General features: G+C 75.5%; 10 protein-coding genes and 1 pseudogene. 9 read left to right on the forward strand and 2 right to left on the reverse strand.

The features are described from left to right. The first annotated feature begins 99 nt into the window (after window positions 1-99). From ACH4K1_RS04430 to moeZ, 7 genes and pseudogenes are all read left to right on the forward strand, one after another. Window positions 100-1,065, forward strand: coding sequence for an alpha/beta fold hydrolase (locus ACH4K1_RS04430; protein WP_398086485.1), 966 nt, complete (start codon window positions 100-102; stop codon window positions 1,063-1,065). Window positions 1,066-1,073: 8 nt separating this feature from the next. Next, complete coding sequence (locus tag ACH4K1_RS04435; RefSeq protein ID WP_398086488.1) at window positions 1,074-2,531, forward strand: DUF3152 domain-containing protein; 1,458 nt, start codon at window positions 1,074-1,076, stop codon at window positions 2,529-2,531. Window positions 2,532-2,856: 325 nt separating this feature from the next. Continuing rightward, window positions 2,857-4,140, forward strand: a pseudogene (locus ACH4K1_RS04440) (glycosyltransferase); the annotation flags it as partial. A gap of 286 nt (window positions 4,141-4,426) precedes the next feature. After that, window positions 4,427-5,710: a hypothetical protein gene (locus ACH4K1_RS04445; RefSeq protein ID WP_398086491.1), complete on the forward strand. Its 1,284-nt coding sequence runs from the start codon at window positions 4,427-4,429 to the stop codon at window positions 5,708-5,710. 204 nt (window positions 5,711-5,914) lie between these two features. Then, window positions 5,915-6,880 carry an NAD(P)-dependent oxidoreductase gene (locus ACH4K1_RS04450; protein ID WP_030277704.1) on the forward strand — a complete coding sequence of 322 codons (966 nt, stop codon included), beginning with the start codon at window positions 5,915-5,917 and terminating at the stop codon, window positions 6,878-6,880. Beyond that, window positions 6,868-7,692 carry a spherulation-specific family 4 protein gene (locus tag ACH4K1_RS04455; protein WP_398086494.1) on the forward strand — a complete coding sequence of 275 codons (825 nt, stop codon included), beginning with the start codon at window positions 6,868-6,870 and terminating at the stop codon, window positions 7,690-7,692. Before ACH4K1_RS04450 ends, ACH4K1_RS04455 begins: the two co-directional genes overlap by 13 nt. 99 nt (window positions 7,693-7,791) lie before the next feature. Further along, window positions 7,792-8,970 (forward strand): adenylyltransferase/sulfurtransferase MoeZ, encoded by a 1,179-nt coding sequence (gene moeZ / locus ACH4K1_RS04460; RefSeq protein ID WP_398086497.1) that lies wholly within the window; start codon window positions 7,792-7,794, stop codon window positions 8,968-8,970. Between the two features lie 109 nt (window positions 8,971-9,079). Here the strand turns inward: moeZ and ACH4K1_RS04465 are convergent, their stop codons facing one another. Both ACH4K1_RS04465 and ACH4K1_RS04470 read right to left on the reverse strand, forming a co-directional pair. Beyond that, window positions 9,080-10,672, reverse strand: a complete 1,593-nt coding sequence (locus ACH4K1_RS04465) for an alpha/beta hydrolase (protein ID WP_398086500.1) — start codon at window positions 10,670-10,672, stop codon at window positions 9,080-9,082. A 166-nt stretch (window positions 10,673-10,838) separates the two neighbouring features. Continuing rightward, complete coding sequence (locus ACH4K1_RS04470; RefSeq protein ID WP_398086503.1) at window positions 10,839-13,805, reverse strand: lysylphosphatidylglycerol synthase domain-containing protein; 2,967 nt, start codon at window positions 13,803-13,805, stop codon at window positions 10,839-10,841. 221 nt (window positions 13,806-14,026) lie between these two features. On the opposite strand from ACH4K1_RS04470, the gene ACH4K1_RS04475 reads away from it, so the two are divergent. Beyond that, window positions 14,027-14,467 carry an MGMT family protein gene (locus ACH4K1_RS04475; protein ID WP_398086505.1) on the forward strand — a complete coding sequence of 147 codons (441 nt, stop codon included), beginning with the start codon at window positions 14,027-14,029 and terminating at the stop codon, window positions 14,465-14,467. A gap of 387 nt (window positions 14,468-14,854) precedes the next feature. After that, window positions 14,855-18,307 carry an ATP-dependent helicase gene (locus tag ACH4K1_RS04480; protein WP_398086608.1) on the forward strand — a complete coding sequence of 1,151 codons (3,453 nt, stop codon included), beginning with the start codon at window positions 14,855-14,857 and terminating at the stop codon, window positions 18,305-18,307. Window positions 18,308-18,323 lie beyond the last annotated feature (16 nt).

The following is an 18,323-nucleotide window of genomic DNA, read 5'->3' on the forward strand; positions in this document are numbered from 1 at the left end:
GTTCCCCATGAAGCGTAGGAGTTACCCGTCTACCCCGCGATACGGCTTTGTGACGGCGAACACATGATTCATGGCGTGATCTTCTCGTAACATTGGCCCATGTCTTCGACCGAGCTGCCCGGTGTCCAGGCCGCCGCCGCCGCGGTGGCCCCCACGGTCAGCGCCGTCCGGGTCGCCGAGGGCGAGCGGCTGCGCACCGTCTCCCTGCCGGGGATCGGCCTGAACATCCGCTGCCGGCCGGGCGACCGGGCCGGGCTGCCCCCCGCGCTGTACGTGCACGGGCTGGGCGGCTCGTCGCAGAACTGGTCCGCGCTGATGCCGCTGCTCTCCGACGTGGTCGACGGGGAAGCCGTCGACCTGCCCGGATTCGGGGACTCGCCGCCGCCGGACGACGGCAACTACTCGGTGACCGGGCACGCCCGCGCGGTGATCCGGCTGCTGGACGCGGAAAGCCGGGGCCCGGTGCACCTGTTCGGCAACTCGCTGGGCGGCGCGGTCGCCACCCGGGTCGCCGCCGTCCGCCCCGACCTGGTGCGCACCCTCACCCTGATCTCGCCCGCCCTGCCGGAGTGGCGGGTGCAGCGCCCCGCCGTCCCGACCGGCCTGCTGGCGGTCCCGGGGGTCGCCTCCCTCTTCGCCCGGCTGACGAAGGGCTGGACCGCGGAACAGCGGACGCGCGGAGTCATGGCACTCTGTTACGGCGATCCGGCACGGGTCTCCGAGGAAGCCTTCCGCCATGCGGTGGCCGAGATGGAGCGCCGACTGGAACTGCCGTACTTCTGGGACGCGATGACGCGTTCGGCCCGGGGCATCGTGGACGCGTACACCCTGGGCGGCCAGCAGGGACTGTGGCGCCAGGCCGAGCGGGTGCTCGCACCGACCCAGCTCGTGTACGGCGGACGGGACCAGCTCGTCTCGTACCGGATGGCGCGCAGGGCGTCCGCGGCCTTCCGCGGCGCCCGGCTGCTGACGCTGCCCGACGCCGGGCACGTGGCGATGATGGAGTACCCGGAGGCGGTCGCCCAGGCGTTCCGGGAACTGCTGGACGAGAGCGGCGGGAGCTGATCCGGGGCGTGGGACGACACAGTCGAAAGGGTTCCGGGGCGATCCGACCGGACGCGACGGCGGAACCGGGCGGCGAGCGCGCCGCGGAGCCTCCTGCCTCCGGTACCGGTCGACGCCGGCGGACCGCGCCGCCGGGCGACCGGCGGGACGTGTTCTCCCCGCTGACCGGCGACGGGCACGGCCCGTTCGCCTCCGACGCCCCGCAGGTGCGCGGCGGCCACCCCGAACAGCGCGAGCAGGGCGGCGGCTGGGGGGCCGGTCCGGCCTCCCGCCCCGACCAGGGGTACGAAGCCCCCGCGCCGCACGCGGACCCGCCCCGGCGGCACCCCGGCCCGGACCGCCGCCCCGGCGACGGTCGGCCGTACCCCGGCGGCCCCGGGGCCCAGGGCGGCGACGCCCGGCAGCAGGCCGTGGCCCGCCAGGTCTCCGCCCAGCGCGCGGCCCAGCGGGCCGCCAACGGCCGGACGGGCCTGCAGCGGCCGACGCCCGACGGCCCCTCGGTGCCCGGCCCGCGCCGGGAGTTCCTGGAGGCCTTCGACGCCGGCACCCCGGCGAGCACGCCCGCCGTGGTGCCACCCGCCGCCCCGGACGCAGCCGAGGAGGCCGGGCCGCGGGCGCCCGAGCCCGACGGAAGCCCCGGCCCCCGGAGCGGTCGCGGACGGACGTACACCGGGATCGCCGCCGCCGCGGTGACCACCGTGCTCGCCGTCGTGGTCGCCGGGCAGGTCGCCGAGGACTCCGGCGACCGGACGGCCGCCGCGCGCGCCGCCGGCCTGGAGCGGCCGGGCCCCGGCGACGAGGCGTCGCGCTCCGACAACCGCCCGACCCCGAACCACGCTTCGCCCAAGCCCCAGGTCAAGCCCCTCTCGTACGCGGCCAAGATGGCGCAGCCGTTCCCGCTGGCCGCCGATCTCCGGGGCAGCGGCGAGTTCGAGGCGGTGCCCGGCCTGGCGAAGGCCCCCGGGAAGGGGCAGAAGCGCACGTACCGGATCGACGTGGAGAAGGGGCTCGGCCTCGACGCCGGGCTGTTCGCCGAAGCGGTGCAGAAGACGCTGAACGACGACCGGAGTTGGGCGCACAACGGCGCGATGACCTTCGAACGGATCTCTTCGGGCAAGCCGGAGTTCGTCATCACGCTCGCCAGCCCCGGCACCACCGGCGACTGGTGCGCCAAATCCGGTCTGGACACCACGGTCGACAACGTCTCCTGCGATTCCGCCGCGACCGACCGCGTCATGATCAACGCCTACCGGTGGGCCCAGGGTGCGGACACCTTCGGTCCGGACAAGTTGCTGGCGTACCGTCAGATGCTCATCAACCACGAGGTCGGCCATCGCCTCGGCCACAACCACGTGAACTGCCGCACCCCGGGCGCGCTCGCCCCGGTCATGCAGCAGCAGACCAAAACCCTTGAGCTGGAAGGCGTCGCGTGCAAGCCCAACCCTTGGGTGTACCCCGAGGGTTGAGCTGAGTCGGTCCCGGTGACGGGTTGTCACCTCCCGGGCCCGCAGCGGTCCGCCGGGCGATCCGGAGGGGTTGGCCCGAGCCTTACTCTCCGTGACGGCAGAACGCCGTAGCGCGACGGAACGCGACCGGGCCGGGAAAGTTACGGCGGTTCACCCCTTTCGGTGGTGCGACGGACAACCGTCCGTCGTACCGCCGACGTATCCGCTTACGGTCGTCCCGCTGCGGGTCGCCAGGCAACGGTGGCCCCCCACAAGGGAGATCGGGGGTGTATTCGTGCGGATCGGAGTGCTCACCGAGGGTGGTTACCCGTACGCCACCGGTGATTCCGGCGGGGCCGCCGCCCTCCCGGGGCTGCTGGCCAAACGCTTCTTCGGGGTGCCGTTGCTGGTCACCGAGCACGGCGTCCCGCTGCGCGCGCACTACCTGACCGCCTCCGACAGCGCGTACGGGGCGCCCGTGCGCGCCCTCCTCGCCGGTTTCCACGGCCGCCTCGCCGCCGAGACCTACCGGCAGGCCGCGCTCGTCACCTCCGGCACCACCCACGTGCGCCGCCGGCAGCAGCGGTGCGGAGCCGACCCCGCCCAGCAGCAAACGGTCCACCCCGGCACGGCCGCCGAACGGTTCGGCCCGGTCGGCGAGGAGGCCGAACGCCTCGACGCCACGGGCGAGGGCGACGGGCCGGGGGGCCCGGCCACCCTGGTCCGGGTCGACCGCATCGAACCCGCCAAGGACCCGGCCGCCCTCCTGCACGCCTTCGCCGAGGTCCACCGCGCCGAACCGGACGCCCGGCTGCGGATCTTCGGCGCCCCGGTGGACGGCGACGAGGCCGCCGCCCACCTCGCCCGCTGCAAGGCCCTGGCCGCCCGGCTCTTTCCGGGCGAGGGCCCCCGCCCGGACGGGAGCGGGGCGTCCGGCGGCGAGGGCGTCCGGGCCGTCACCTTCGAGGAGGTCGGCGGGCCGGACGGCCCCGGCCTCGCGGAGGCGTACGGGGCGGGCGGCGTGATCGTGCTGTCCAGCACCGTCGAGGGCTTCCCGGTCGGCCTCGTGGAAGCCATGTTCTGCGGCCGGGCCACCGTCTCCACCGACGTGGGCGCGGTCGTCGAGGTCGTCGGCGGCACCGGCCTGGTGGTGCCCCCGCGCCACCCCGGAGCGCTCGCGGACGCCTGCGTGGCACTGCTGCGCGACCCCGCGCGCCGTGCGCGTCTGGGAGCGGCGGCGCACGCCCGCGCACGCGAACTCTTCACCGTCGAACAGAACCTCGCGGCATTTCGCGGCATTTACCTGGAGCTGATGTCGCACACCCCGGTGCGCCGGGAAGCGGACACGGTGGACGCCCACGGCGACCCCCTGCCCTTCGCCGTCCCCCTGGAGGCGCGCCTCCCCGGCCCGTGGTGGGCCCGGTCCCGGGCGCCCCTGCGCGAGGGCGGGGCGGGGCCGGCCCGGGGCCCGGGCCCGGCGGCGTTCGCCGTCGCGGGCCGCCCGGCCGCGGCGGACGGGGTCCGGTCGCCGGACCGGCCCGGCGAGCCCGAGCCGCAGCACACGCGGGAGCCGGAACCCGAGGGCCTCTGCGCGGTCGCGGCGGGACCGACGGGGAGCGGCGATGCGTGACCACTCGCGGGACGACCGCCCCGGCCGCGCGGCCGACCCGGGGCCCGGGGGCGGACCCGCCGGCCCGGCCGACTCGGCCCGCCCGGCCGACTCCGCCCGCCCGGCCGACTCCGCCCACCCGGCCGACTCCGCCCGTGGGGACGGGCCCCTCCGCCGGAAGGGCTCGGCTCCCGGACGCGGGCCGGGCCCCGCCGCGCGCCCCCGCCCCGCCGCGCGCCCCCGCCCCCGTCCCCCGCACGTGACCCATCGCGGCCACCCGGCCCGCCCCGATCACGGAGACCGTTCGATGATCCGTCCGGACGACCCGGCGGCCCCCACCGCCGCCCCTGAGCGGCCCGCTCCCACCCCGGAGCAGTCCGCTCCCGCCCCTGATCGGCCCGCGGAGATCGCGGCCCGCGCCACCGCGCGCCGGACCCCCGCAGGAGGCCGCCGCGGACCGGCCGACCCGGTGACGTTCCTGCTGCACCGCCACCGCGACCTGTGCGAACGGGCCGTGGACCCCCTGGAGATCGCCGCCGGTCTGGAGGCGCACGGTCTCACCGACCGCACCGTCGCCCGCTACCGCCACCGGGACGTCTTCGCCCTCGCCGAGGAGCTGTACGCCCGCATACCGCCCCGGGCGCACCGGCCCGCGCCCGGCGGCCCACCGGCCGCGCCGCCCGGCCCACCGGCCGCGCCGCCCGGCCCACCGGCCGCGCCGCCCGGCCCACCGGCCGCGCCGCCCGGCCCCGACACCGGGGCGCGGGCCGCCTGGACGGTGCTCGCGCTGCTCCCCGGCGCCGCTTGCCTGGCGACCGCCGGAGCGCTCCGGGCCACCGAGGGCGTCCTCGACGACGGGGCCCGGTCCCTCGTCACCGTCGTCGGCGCCCTGCTGGCCTGCCTGGCGCTGCGCGCCTGCCTGGGGCGCGGGCCCCTGCGCGCCCCCGGGGGAGCGGGACGCGCCGGGCTGTACGGCTGCTGGCTGCTGAGCTACGCGGTGTACGGCGAGGGGCTGCTCGACCAGGTCATGACGGGCGGCCCGGACGGGCCGTGGAGCGGTACCCCCGCCCCGCTGCTCGGCCTCGCCGCCGCCGTCGCCCCGGCCGCCTGGTGCGCCCACCTCTTCACCGTCAGGGCCCACCGCAAACTGGTCGGCAGCCGCACCCTGGAGGAGTTCGGCGCGGGCGTGCGCCCCCTGCTGCTCGCCGCCGTCGCCCTCTTCCTCGGCGCGCTCCTGCCCCTGCTGCACCTGGCCGGCCCGGGCCTGGGCGGAGGCGGCACGACCGTCGCGGCCGTCGCCCTCGGAGTCCTGTTCTTCGTGGCCCGGCTGCTCGCCGCGCACGGACTGCCGGAGCCCGGCACGGTCGCGCTCGCCGCGGCCTGCGCCGTCGAGGCCGCCGCCCCGGCCCTCGTCCTCTCCGCCCGGCTGCCCGGCCTCGAACCCGTTGCCCGGCCCGTGAACGCCCTCGTCTCAGCAGGCGGGACCGGCGCCGTGGCCGCCCTCGGCTGCGGCGGGGCCGCGCTCGGCCTCCTGCTGTACGCCTCCCGCGCGCTCTCCCGGGCCTCCGCCCATACCCGCACCCGGAGCTGAGCCGCCGACGGACCGGCGTACCGAAACCCCTGAGCCCCCCCACGACACGCACCACCCCCAACGGACCGCTCCACCCGCTCCACCCCCGCGGAGCCGACGCCGCGGGGCTTCCCCGCCCGTAGACCGACCGACCTAGGAGACACCCGCCATGACCCCCCAATCCCCCGCACCGGCAGTGAGCCGTCGGCACCGAGGCGGTGCGCGATGAGGGTGCTGCTGCTCGGAGCCAACGGATTCCTCGGCCGCTTCGTCGCCGACCGGCTGCTCGCCGACCCCGCCGTCCACCTCACGGCGCTCGGCCGCGGCGACGACGCCGACGTCCGGTTCGACCTCGCGGGCGGCAGCCCGGGGGCGCTCACCCGCTTCCTGGACGCCGTCCACCCCGGAGTCGTCGTCAACTGCGCGGGCGCCACCCGCGGCGGCGCACGGGACCTCACCCGCCACAACACCGTCGCCGTCGCCACCGTCTGCGAGGCGCTGCGCCGCAGCGGCTGCGGGGCCCGGCTCGTCCAGGTCGGCTGCGCCTCGGAGTACGGGCCCTCCCAGCCCGGGTCCTCCACCGCCGAGGACGCGGTACCGCGCCCCGGCGGCCCGTACGGCGTCAGCAAGCTGGCCGCCACCGAACTCGTCCTCGGCTCCGGTCTCGACGCCGTCGTGCTGCGGGTCTTCTCCCCGGTCGGCCCCGGCACCCCGGCGGGCTCCCCGCTCGGCCGGCTCGCCGAGGCGATGCGCCGGGCCATGCAGGCGGGCGACGGCGAGCTGAAGCTCAGCGGCCTCGGCGTGCAGCGGGACTTCGTCGACGTACGGGACGTGGCGCGGGCCGTCCACGCCGCCTCGCTCTCCGCCGCGCAGGGCGTCGTCAACATCGGCACCGGGCGGGCCGTCCGGCTCCGCGACGCCGCAGCCGTCCTGGCCCGGGTCGCCGGGTACGCGGGCGCGCTCCACGAGTTGGACGGACCGCCCCCGCGCCTGCCCATCGGGGCCCCGCGGACCTCCGCCGAGTCCGTCATGGAACACCTCTCCGCCACCCCGTCCCCGTACCCGGACGGCTGCGGGGCCTGGCAGCAGGCCGACGTCCGCACCGCCCGGGACCGGCTCGGCTGGCGGCCCCGGATCAACCTGGAGGAGTCGCTCGCGGACATCTGGATGGAGGCGGCGTGCCGTATCTGACCGCTCCCGCCGACGCCCGCAGGACCGCGGGCGGCGAACAGCTCGGCTTCGGCGTCCCCGGTTACGCCCACCCGCTGCTCGCCCCCGCCGAATGGGCCGAGCTGGCCCGCCCCGGCACCCCGCTGCACTGGGCCGTCCTCAACATCGCGAACGGCCCCGGCTCCCGGCCCGACCCGCACTGCCTGGAGGCGGCGGGCCGACTGCGCAACGCCCGTGAGCGGGCCCTGCACGGGGAGGCCCCGGGCGACACCGTCCGGGCCTCCGGCGGCAGGCTGCTCGGCCACCTCGACCTGGCCCACGGCGAGCGGCCCTTCGGTGAACTCGTCGCGGACGCCCGGGCGTTCATCGACTGGTACCGGGTCGGCGGCTTCTACCTCGCCCGCTGTCCCGGCGAGCGGACCGGGCTGCCCGCCGTCCGCCGTCTCACCGGCACGCTCCACGCCCTGCTCGCGGAGAGCGACAGCGCGGACGGCGGGGGCCGCCTGGTGCTGGGCCACGGCTTCCAGCCGTACCCCGGCTACGCGGAGGCGGCCGACCAACTGGTCACCTTCCAGGGCCCCTGGACCGACTACCGCTGGTCGCAGGTGGGCGAGTGGACGGCCGACTACCCGCCGGAGCGGTTCGCCCACTTCGTCCACGGGGTTCCGCGCACCCATCTGGAGGAGGCCATGCGCGTCGCCCGCTGGCAGGGGGCGGGGACGATCTTCTTCACCGACCGGGGCGACCGGAACGGGCAGGGCGACCCCTTCGCGACGCTGCCCAGGTACTGGGACGAAATCGTCTCGCGGATCGGACCGGGTATCTCGGAATGAGGAGGGGCGTGGCAGTGTTACGGAGAGAACAACCGTACGTAGCCGACCGTAAGAGGCCGGTCCGCGTAAACTCCGACCACCTGCATTGTTGAGGTTCCTGTGTCGCTGCCACCCCTGGTCGAGCCAGCTGCTGAGCTCACCGTCGACGAGGTCCGCAGGTACTCCCGCCACCTGATCATCCCGGATGTCGGGATGGACGGTCAGAAGCGTCTGAAGAACGCCAAGGTGCTGTGCGTCGGCGCCGGCGGCCTCGGCTCCCCGGCCCTGATGTACCTGGCCGCGGCCGGGGTCGGCACGCTGGGCATCATCGAGTTCGACGAGGTCGACGAGTCGAACCTGCAGCGCCAGATCATCCACAGCCAGGCCGACATCGGCCGCTCCAAGGCGCAGTCCGCCAAGGACTCGGTGCTCGGTATCAACCCGTACGTGAACGTGATCCTCCACGAGACGCGGCTCGAGGCCGACAACGTGCTGGAGATCTTCGCGCAGTACGACCTGATCGTGGACGGCACGGACAACTTCGCCACCCGCTATCTCGTCAACGACGCGGCGGTGCTGCTCAACAAGCCGTACGTGTGGGGATCGATCTACCGGTTCGACGGCCAGGCCTCCGTGTTCTGGTCCGAGCACGGCCCCTGCTACCGCTGCCTCTACCCCGAGCCCCCGCCGCCGGGCATGGTCCCCTCCTGCGCCGAGGGCGGCGTGCTGGGCGTGCTCTGCGCGTCGGTCGGCTCCATCCAGGTCACCGAGGCCATCAAGCTGCTCGCCGGCGTGGGCGACCCGCTGGTCGGCCGCCTGATGATCTACGACGCCCTGGAGATGCAGTACCGCCAGGTCAAGGTCCGCAAGGACCCCGACTGCGCGATCTGCGGCGAGAACCCCACCGTCACCGAGCTCATCGACTACGAGGCCTTCTGCGGCGTCGTCTCCGAGGAGGCCCAGGAGGCGGCGGCCGGAGCCACGATCACTCCCAAGCAGCTCAAGGAGTGGATCGACGGCGACGAGAAGATCGAGATCATCGACGTCCGCGAGCCGAACGAGTACGAGATCGTCTCGATCCCCGGCGCGAAGCTGATCCCGAAGAACGAGTTCCTCATGGGCACCGCCCTCCAGGACCTCCCGCAGGACCGGCGCATCGTCCTGCACTGCAAGACGGGCGTCCGCAGCGCCGAGGTCCTCGCGGTCCTCAAGTCCGCGGGCTTCGCCGACGCGGTGCACGTGGGCGGCGGCGTGATCGGCTGGGTCAACCAGATCGAGCCCGAGAAGCCGGTGTACTAGGACAGGCGAGCAGTACGGGAGGGGCCCGGTCCGCACGCCGCGGGCCGGGCCCCTCCGGCGTCCCCGGCGGCCGTCGCCCCGTCGGCCGCGGGCCGCGCCTCCGCGCGGATCAGTCGCAGACCGTGCCGGACTCGGGTGTCTTCCCGTCCAGCAGGTAGCCGTCCACCGCGCGTTGCACACACGCGTCTTTGCTGTTGTAGGCGCCGTGCCCCTCGCCCTTGTAGGTCAGCTCGACGCCGACGCCCTCGCCCAGCTTCTCCACCATCGCCTTCGCGCCCGCGTACGGGGTCGCCGGGTCGCCGGTGTTGCCGATGACCAGGATCGGGGCGGAGCCCGCTGCGCTGACGTCCGGGGTCTGCCAGGCGCCCGCGACCGGCCAGCCGGTGCAGCCCATCAGGCCCCAGCCCAGGTAGTCCCCGAACAGCGGGGACGCCTTGCGGAAGGCGGGCAGCGCCGCCTTCGTCTGCTCCAGGGAGAAGCGCTCCTTGCCGTCCGCGCAGTTGATGGCGATGTTGGCGGCGTTGGAGTTGTCGTACCGCCCGTCCTCGGAGCGGCCGTTGAGCGAGTCGGCCAGTGCCAGCAGCAGCCCGCCGTTCTTGCCGCCCGCCTCGTCCAGGCCCTGTTCCAGCAGCGGCCAGGTCTCCTTGGAGTAGAGCGCGGAGGCGATGCCGGTGGTGGCCAGCGTCTGCGTCAGCGCCCGGTCCCCGAGCCCGTCGATCGGCTGCTCCTCCAACGCGTCCAGCAGGTCGGCGATGCCCTGCTCGACCTCCTGGCCGGTGGCCCCGGGCAGGGCGCAGTCGTCGCGTTCCGCGCAGTCCTCCGTGAAGTTGTCCAGGGCGAGCTGGAACCCCTCGGCCTGGCCGAGGGCCGACTGCTCGGCGTTCTTCGTGGGGTCGACCACCGCGTCGAAGACCGCCCGGCCGACCTTGTCCGGGAAGAGGTGGGCGTACACGCCGCCCAGCTCGGTGCCGTAGGAGATACCGAAGTAGTGCAGCTTCCCGTCGCCGAGCACCGTGCGCATCAGGTCCATGTCGCGGGCGGCGTTCGTCGTGCCCACGAAGGGGAGTTCGTCCCCGGAGTTCTCCTCGCACTCCGCGATGTAGTCCTTCTGGCCCCGGACGAACCGCTTCTCCTCGGCCGCGTCGTCCGGCGTGGAGTCCTCCTGGTAGAAGGCGTCCAGCTGGGCGTCGTCCGCGCACTCCACGCCCTCGCTGCGGCCCACCCCGCGCGGGTCGAAGCTCACCAGGTCGTACCGGGTGCGGAGCTTGTCGTACTCGGTGCCGAAGGCCGGCAGCGTCGCGACGCCCGACGCCCCGGGCCCGCCGAAGTTGAACACCAGCGAGCCGATCCGCCGCTTCTGGTCCTTGGCCTTCGCCCGTACCAGCGCCAGCTCGATCGTGCGGCCGTCCGGCTTCGCGTAGTCGAGGGGGACGTCCATGAAGGCGCACTCCCAGACCGTGCCGCCGGGCAGCGGGGACGGGGACTCGCCGCCGCCCTGGGAGCCGTTCGGGGCCGGGCACCGGGACCAGTCGAGCTTCTGCGACGCCAGGTCGTCGGCGGTGGAGGAGGGGGAGGCGGTCGAGGCCGCGGTCGGTGTCGAGGACCCGCCCCCGTCGCCGTCGTCCGAACAGGCGGCCAGCGGGAGCAGCACGGTGGCGGTGGCGGCGAGGGCGGCGGCGCGCAGGGCGGGGGAAGTCCTCATGCCCCCATCGTGGGGCGGGGGGCCGGGGGGCGCGGCCGGGCGCGGTCCATGCGGGTGGCGGTACGGATGGGGGCGGTACGGGCGGGTGGGCGCCTTCGGCAGGCGCGCGCCGGGGCCGCGCCTCCCCGGGGACGGTACGGCTACCGCCTCCGGGCCCCCGGCCGGCTCACAGCTCGCCCTTGCGGGTGAGCTGGTTGAAGGCGAGCCACCCCGGCAGCACCGGCAGCCACAGGGTCATCACGCGGTACAGCAGCACCGCGGGCGCCGCGACCTCCTTCGGCAGTCCGACCGCGATCAGTCCCAGCGTCAGCGCCCCCTCGACCGCGCCCATGCCGCCGGGCGTCGGAGCGGCCGAGCCGAGCGCGTTCCCGGCGAGGAAGACCACCGCGATGCTCGCGTAGCTCAGCTGGGGGACGTCCGGGCCGCTGAACGCCCGGATCGAGGCGTCCAGGCAGAGCACGAACAGGCCGGTCAGCAGCAGCATGCCGCCGATGCCGGTGAGCAGCTTCTGCGGCCGCTGCACCACGTCCAGCATGCGCGGCACGACCCCGGCGAACAGCGAGCGCACCCGGGTCACCACGAACTTGCGCAGGAACGGGATGGCCGTCACCACCAGCACCAGCACCGCGACCGTGAGCAGGCCGGCGATGACCGTACGGGAGGGGGTCAGCGAGTCCGGGGTCTTCTCCGTCCCGGTGAGGTAGCCGAACAGCGCCAGCAGCAGGATGTGGGCGCCGAGCCCGAACAGCTGCGAGGCCCCCACGCTCGCCACCGCGAGACCGGGGCGCACCCCGGCGCGCTGGAGGAAGCGGGTGTTCAGCGCCACGCCCCCCACGGCGGCGGGCGCCACGATCTTCACGAACGAGCCGGCCACCTGCGCCTGCACGGTCTTCAGGAACGACACCCGTTCCGGCACGAAGCCCAGCAGGCTCATCGCCGCCGCCACGTAGCTCAGTGCGGAGAAGCCGAGGGCGGCGGCCACCCAGCCCCACTCGGCCTGCTCCACCACCGTCCCGAAGTCGGCCTGGGTGACCTGCGAGATCAGGAAGTACGCGGCGATGGCCCCCGCGATGAAGCTGAACAGGGTGCGCGGCTTGATCCGCTCCAGGCGGACCGGTTCGACCGGGGCCTGCGGGCGGATCAGCAGCACCTGGCGGCGGATCTGGGCGAGCAGGTCCTCCTCGCGGGCCTCGTCCAGCGCCTCGTCGATGGCGCGCTTCTCGGCCTGCTTCTCGTTCCGCAGCGTCTTGCGCTCCGCCTTGGCATCGGCCTTCGACACCGTCCTGGACCCGTCCCGGCCGCCCGCCGCGGCGTCCGCCGGACGGCCCTCGGCCCCGGCGCCCGCGCGCCGCACCGCGGTCGCCCCCGCGGTGGCTTCCGCCGCGTCCCGCGCCCTGGCCTGCTTCGCGGCCCGGGACGCCTCCAGCACCGCCTCCCGCTCGCGCTCCGAACGCTCGCGGGCGATCCGGCGCAGCGTCGCCCGGGTGGAGCGGCTCAGCGCGATCGGCTGGAGCAGCGGCAGGCAGTCCGCCACCGCGTCCGGCCCGAGCACGGCGAGCGCCCCGGCGACCGAGCGCTCGGCGCCCACCCGCAGCCCCAGCGTCGTCAGCAGCTGGGCCACATCCATCCGCAGCACCAGATCGCCGGCGGCGATCTCGCCGCCGCGCAGATCCGTCACGAACGCCCTGCCGGAACGGTCCACCAGGATGGCGTCACCGGTCAGCCTGCGGTGCGCGATCCGGCGCGACTGGAGGGCCTTCACCTGACGCCAGGCGCTGCGCACCAGGTCGTCGGTGATCTCCTCGTCCTCCATCTGGTCCAGCGACCGGCCGCCGATGTGCTCGTACACCAGCATCACCGCGTCCGGGCCCAGCTCGGAGGTGGCGATCAGCTTCGGCGCGTTCGCCCCGGCGGCGATCGCCGCGTACGCGAGCAGGGCCTCCTGCTCCAGTGCCTGGCGCAGCGACTGGATGGAGCGCCGCTGGGTGAGCGTGCGCAGCGTGATCCGCCGCCAGGCCCGGTAGAAGAACCCCTGTGCCTGCTGCTCCCGGTCGACGACGGTGACGTCCAGCGGGGGCCCGTCCTCCAGCGTGACCAGGTAGCGCCGCCCCCGGTCGCCCTGGTCGACGTTGTCCTTGTCCGGTACGTCGTCGGCGCGCATCGCGGCGACCGGGCGGAAGCCCACGTGCCGCAGCCCCGCCATCAGGTGCTGGCCGGTGGGCCGGACGTTCGGCGAGCCGACCGCGTACAGCGTGCCGTACGCCACCGTCCAGCCGATCAGCACGGTGAGGATGATCGAGAACGGGGTGGTGTACCCGCCGACCAGCATCGCGAACGCGTCGAGCAGCAGGACCACCCACAGCACCACGCGCCAGCGCGGCCGACGGGCCATCCCGACCGCCGTCATGTACGCGATGACCGGGGCGAGGTAGCCGTGCACCGGATCGGTCAGTCCGCCGGCCAACGCCTTCTGGGTCAGCGCGTCCTGGATGGAGTCGGGCGCCGTCCGGGAGACCCAGAGGTCGGTGGCGAGCGTCACCCCGTGGGCGAGCACGGCGGCGAGCACGCCGTCCGCGATGCGCAGCCCGTCGCGTTTGACGAGCCGTTCGATGGCGAAGGCGACCGGCACCAGCAGCACGGCGATGCTCGACACCAGACCGGCGATCTTGATCAGCACGTCGGGCGCCTGCTCGGTGCCCTTGGAGATGTCGTCCTCGAGACCGGTGGTGGTGCCCTGGGCGAACGCGGCGATCGTGAACAGCACCGCGATCGCGAGCACCCCGATGAGCAGCCGCAGCAGGTCGGAGGGGCGGTGCACCCGGGCGGGGAGCAGCGGCTCGTCCCCGGAGACGCGGTCGGACAGCGCGGCGTCGGCCGAGGCGAGCGTCGAGCCCACCAGCCGTCCGGTGGTGGAGGCGGTGGGCCCGTCCGCACGGTGGGGCCCGGCGGACGGGGGGCCGGAGGGGAGGGGAGGGCCGGGGGGCGGGGGACCGTCGGCCACGGGAGGCCCGGAGGCCACGGAAGGCCCGGGAGGCTCGGACGGCCCGGAGGCCACGGGCGGCCCGGCAGGCTCGGAAGCGCCCTGCGGGCGCTCCCCGGCATCGGAGGCGTCCGCCGCCTTCGGTGGCTGCACGCCCTGCTCCTTCGTCGCCTCTGGTTCGTCTTCGCGTTCTGGTATCACCGGTCACCGCCCGCACGATGGTGGCACGCCCCGTGGCCGAAGGGGGGCATCAGGGTGCGTCGCACGCGCGCGGGATGCGCAACATACGCTGCTTTGCCCGCGCGCGCACCCTGTGTGCCGGGACGCGCCCGGTGCCGGCCGGGCTGTCGGTGGCGTACGGCAGGATGGGGCGGATGAGCCAGGACCAGACGGACGGGAGCGGCCCCGGCACCGCCCCGGACGGCGCCGCCGCGCCGGAGTACGCGGAGCTGCCCGCCTACGCGGAGCGCGTCCTCGATGTGGCCGACCTCATCCCGCCCGGCCGGGTGATGACGTACGGCGACGTCGCGGAGTGGCTGGGCGAGGGCGGCCCGCGCCAGGTGGGCCGGGCCATGGCGCTGTACGGATCGGCGGTGCCGTGGTGGCGCGTCGTCCGCGCGGACGGGACGCTGCTCCCCGCCCACGAGCTGCGGGCGCTGGAGCACTACCGTGCCGAGGGCACCCCGCTCCGCGAGGCGTCGCGCCACGCCGAGGGGCACGTTCCGCGGCTCGACATGCGGCGCGCCCGCTGGGACGGAAGCGGCGCGGAGCCGCCCCGGGAGCCCGGCGGCGGGGGCGAGGAAGCTCACACCTGACGGTTTCGGCGGGCGGCCCCCGGCGGTCGCGGCCCGAACCGGCGCGGAATCCGGCAGGGGACCGGGCGACGGGCCCGGCGGGCGAGGGGAGGGAGGACGTGACGAGGGACGCAGGACAGCCGCCGCCCCCCGCGCCCCCGCTGGCGTAGCGTCGTCATGGCGTGGCATGCTCCGCCCCCTTCCTCTTCCTCGGCCGACCAGAACCTTCTGCTCATCACCAGTACACCCGCGTCACACCCACCAGGACCGGCGATCCACGTGAGTTCCTCCCCCACCCGGCAGAGTCCGCCCCGTGCGTCACGGCCGCGGACCACGGGCGCGTACCGTCTGGTGCGCACGCCGCCGGGTTCCGTGGAACCCCCCCTCCTGGACGCAGCCCAGCGCGCGGTGGTTGATCACGCCGACGGCCCGCTGCTGGTCCTCGCCGGGCCCGGCACCGGCAAGACCACCACCCTCGTCGAATCCGTCGCGGCCCGGGTGGAGCGGGGCGGCGACCCCGCCCGCATCCTCGTCCTCACCTTCAGCCGCAAGGCCGCCGTCGAGCTGCGCGACCGGATGGCCGCCCGGCTGGGGGCGGCCCGCGGTCCGCAGGCCACCACGTTCCACTCGTACTGCTACGCCCTGGTCCGGGCCCACCAGGACGCCGACCTCTTCGCCAATCCGCTGCGGCTGCTCTCCGGGCCCGAGCAGGACGTCGCCGTCCGCGAACTGCTCGCGGGCCAGCTCGACCTGGAGAAGGAGGGGCTGGCCCACGTCCGCTGGCCGGACGAGCTGCGCGCCTGCCTGACCACCCGCGGCTTCGCGGACGAGGTGCGCGCCGTGCTGGCGCGCAGCCGTGAACTGGGGCTCGGACCGGACGCGCTGGCCGACTTCGCCCGCCGCACCGGCCGCCCGGACTGGACGGCGGCGGCCCAGTTCCTCGCCGAGTACCTCGACGTCCTCGACGCCCAGGGGGTCCTGGACTACGCCGAACTGGTGCACCGCGCGGTCCTGCTCGCCGAGCGCCCCGAGGTGGCGGCGGAGCTGGCCGACCGCTACGACGCGGTGTACGTCGACGAGTACCAGGACACCGACCCCGCCCAGGTGCGCCTGCTGCACGCGCTGGCCGGGAACCGGGGGCGCGAAAGGGGCGCGCCGACCGTGAACCGGGGGCGTACGGAGGGCACGCCGGTCCGAGTCCGGGGGCGCGGAGGGAGCGTGCGCGGCGGGCGGACGCTGATCGCCTTCGGCGACCCCGACCAGTCGATCTACACCTTCCGGGGCGCCGACGTGAACGGCATCCTCGACTTCCCGGACGCTTTCCGGCGGGCGGACGGGGCCCCCGCCCCCGTGGGCGTCCTCACCACCGCGCGCCGCTCCGGGGCCGGGCTGCTCGCCGCGACCCGGCTGCTCACCCGCCGGATGCCGTTGACCCGGCTGCCCGCCGACGCGGTCCGCGCCCACCGCGAGCCGGTCGCCGTCCGGGAGGGCGGCCGGGTCGAGACGTACACCTATCCGACCGCCTCCACGGAGCTGGAGAACATCGCGGACCTGTTGCGCCGCGCCCACCTGGAGGAGGGGGTGCCCTGGCAGGAGATGGCCGTACTGGTACGGGCCGGAGGCCGCTCGCTGCCCGCCGTCCGCCGCGCCCTCGTCTCCGCCGGGGTTCCGCTGGAGGTCGACGGCGACGACGTCGCGCTGCGCCACGAACCGGCCGTCGCCCCGCTGTTGACGGCCCTGCGGACGGTGGCCGAGGCGGCCCTGCACAACACCGCCCGCGCCGAGGAGCCGGGCCCGGAGGACGGGGAAACGGGCCCGGGGACCGCCGATGCGTCTCCCGAGGCCGAAGCCGATGCGGCTCCCGAGGCCGAGGCCGAAGCCGAGGTCGAGGTCGAGGTCGGGGCCGAGGTCGGGGCCGAGGTCGGGGCCGAGGTCGAGGTCGAGGGGGCGGGACAGGACGACGAGCGGGACCGGCCCGTCGCCCTGCCCTGGCTCGACACCGAGACCGCCCTCGCCCTCCTCACCTCCCCGCTCGGCTCCATGGACGCCGCCGACCTGCGCCGCCTCGGCCGGGCCCTGCGCGACGAGGAGCGCGCCGCCGGAGTCCGGGTTCCCGCCCCCTCCGACGCCCTGCTGGCCCGCGCCCTGGCCGAGCCCGAACGCCTCGTCACCCACGACCCGGCGTACGCCCGCGGCGCGCAACGCCTCGGCAGGCTCCTGCGCGAGGCCCGCGAACTCCTCGAAGGCGGCGGCACCGCCGAGGAGGCGCTGTGGACCCTGTGGAACGGCACCCCCTGGCCCGGACGGCTGGAGCGGGCCGCGCTGCGCGGCGGCGCGGGCGGGCGCAACGCCGACCGCGATCTCGACGCGGTGTGCGCCCTGTTCGACACGGCCGCCCGCGCCGAGGAGCGCACCGGGGGGCGCGGGGCCCTCAACTTCCTGGAGGAGCTCGACGCCCAGGACATCGCCGCCGACACCCTCTCCCGGCGGACCGCCCGCCCCGACGCCGTACGCCTGATGACCGCCCACCGCTCCAAGGGCCTGGAGTGGCGGCTCGTCGTCGTCGCCGGGGTGCAGGAAGGCGTCTGGCCCGACCTGCGCCGCCGGGGCTCCCTCCTGGAGGCGGACCGGATCGGCCGCGACGGCCTCGCCGAACCCCTCACCCCCGGCGCCCTCCTCGCCGAGGAGCGCCGCCTCTTCTACGTCGCCGCCACCCGCGCCTGCGACCGCCTGGTCGTCACCGCCGTGAAGGCCCCCGCCGACGACGGCGACCAGCCCTCCCGCTTCCTCACCGAACTGGGCGTCGAGCCCCGCGACGTCACCGCCCGCCCGCGCCGCCCCCTCGCGGTCGCCGCGCTCGTCGCGGAGCTGCGGGCCACCACCGTCGATCCGGGCGCGTCCGACGTGCTGCGCGAGGCCGCCGCCCGGCGGCTGGCCCGGCTCGCCGCGCTCACCGACGACGAGGGGCAGCCCCTGGTCCCCGCCGCCCACCCGTACCGCTGGTGGGGCCTGGAGGAACCGACCCGGTCCGCCGTCCCGCTGCGCGACCGCGACCAGCCCGTCACCCTCTCCGGCAGCGCCCTGGACCAGCTCGCCAACACCTGCGCCCTCCAGTGGTTCCTGGGCCGCGAGGTGAAGGCCGACGCCCCGGCCACCGCCGCCCAGGGGTTCGGCAACGTCGTCCACGTCCTCGCCGACGAGGTCGCGTCCGGCCGGTCCCCCGCCGACCTGGACGTCCTCATGGAGCGCCTGGAATCCGTCTGGAACGGCCTCGTCTTCGACGCCCCCTGGAAGTCCGAGCAGGAGAAGGACCAGGCCCGCGCCGCCCTGGAGCGCTTCCTGCACTGGCACGTCCTGGACCGGGGCGGCCGCACCCCCGTCGCCGGGGAGCACGACTTCGACGTGACCCTGGAGGCGGGGGAGTACGCGGTGCGCATCCGGGGCTCCATGGACCGGGTCGAGCGGGACGCCGAAGGCCGGGCGTACGTCGTCGACTTCAAGACCGGCAAGGGCGCTCCCACCAAGGACGAGGTCGCCGCCCACCCCCAGCTCGCCGTCTACCAGCTCGCCGTCCGCGAGGGCGCGGTCGACGAGGTCTTCGACGGCCGGCGGCCCGAACCGGGCGGCGCCGAACTGGTCCAGCTCCGCCGGCCCGCCCCCAAGAAGGAGGGCGGCGACGCCTTCCCCCAGGTCCAGGCCCAGGAGCCGCTGGCCGGGGAGTGGGTCTCCGACCTGCTCGCCACCGCCGCCGGGAAGGTCCTGGACGAACGGTTCGCGCCCACCACCGGCGCCCACTGCGCCCACTGCGCCTTCCGCGCCTCGTGCAGCGCTCAGCCGGAGGGCCGGCAGGTGGTGGAGTAGCTCCGGCTGCCGCGCC

Origin of the sequence: Streptomyces sp. NPDC017448 (assembly GCF_044330565.1) — a bacterium.
Taxonomy (GTDB): Bacteria; Actinomycetota; Actinomycetes; order Streptomycetales; family Streptomycetaceae; genus Streptomyces.

What these genes read in the sequence shown, in the direction of transcription:
- ACH4K1_RS04430 (WP_398086485.1), top strand. Translation starts at nt 100, where the DNA reads ATGTCTTCGACCGAGCTGCCCGGTGTCCAGGCCGCCGCCGCCGCGGTG.
- ACH4K1_RS04445 (WP_398086491.1), top strand. Translation starts at nt 4,427, where the DNA reads ATGATCCGTCCGGACGACCCGGCGGCCCCCACCGCCGCCCCTGAGCGG.
- ACH4K1_RS04450 (WP_030277704.1), top strand. Translation starts at nt 5,915, where the DNA reads ATGAGGGTGCTGCTGCTCGGAGCCAACGGATTCCTCGGCCGCTTCGTC.
- ACH4K1_RS04465 (WP_398086500.1), bottom strand. Translation starts at nt 10,672, where the DNA reads ATGAGGACTTCCCCCGCCCTGCGCGCCGCCGCCCTCGCCGCCACCGCC.
- ACH4K1_RS04475 (WP_398086505.1), top strand. Translation starts at nt 14,027, where the DNA reads ATGAGCCAGGACCAGACGGACGGGAGCGGCCCCGGCACCGCCCCGGAC.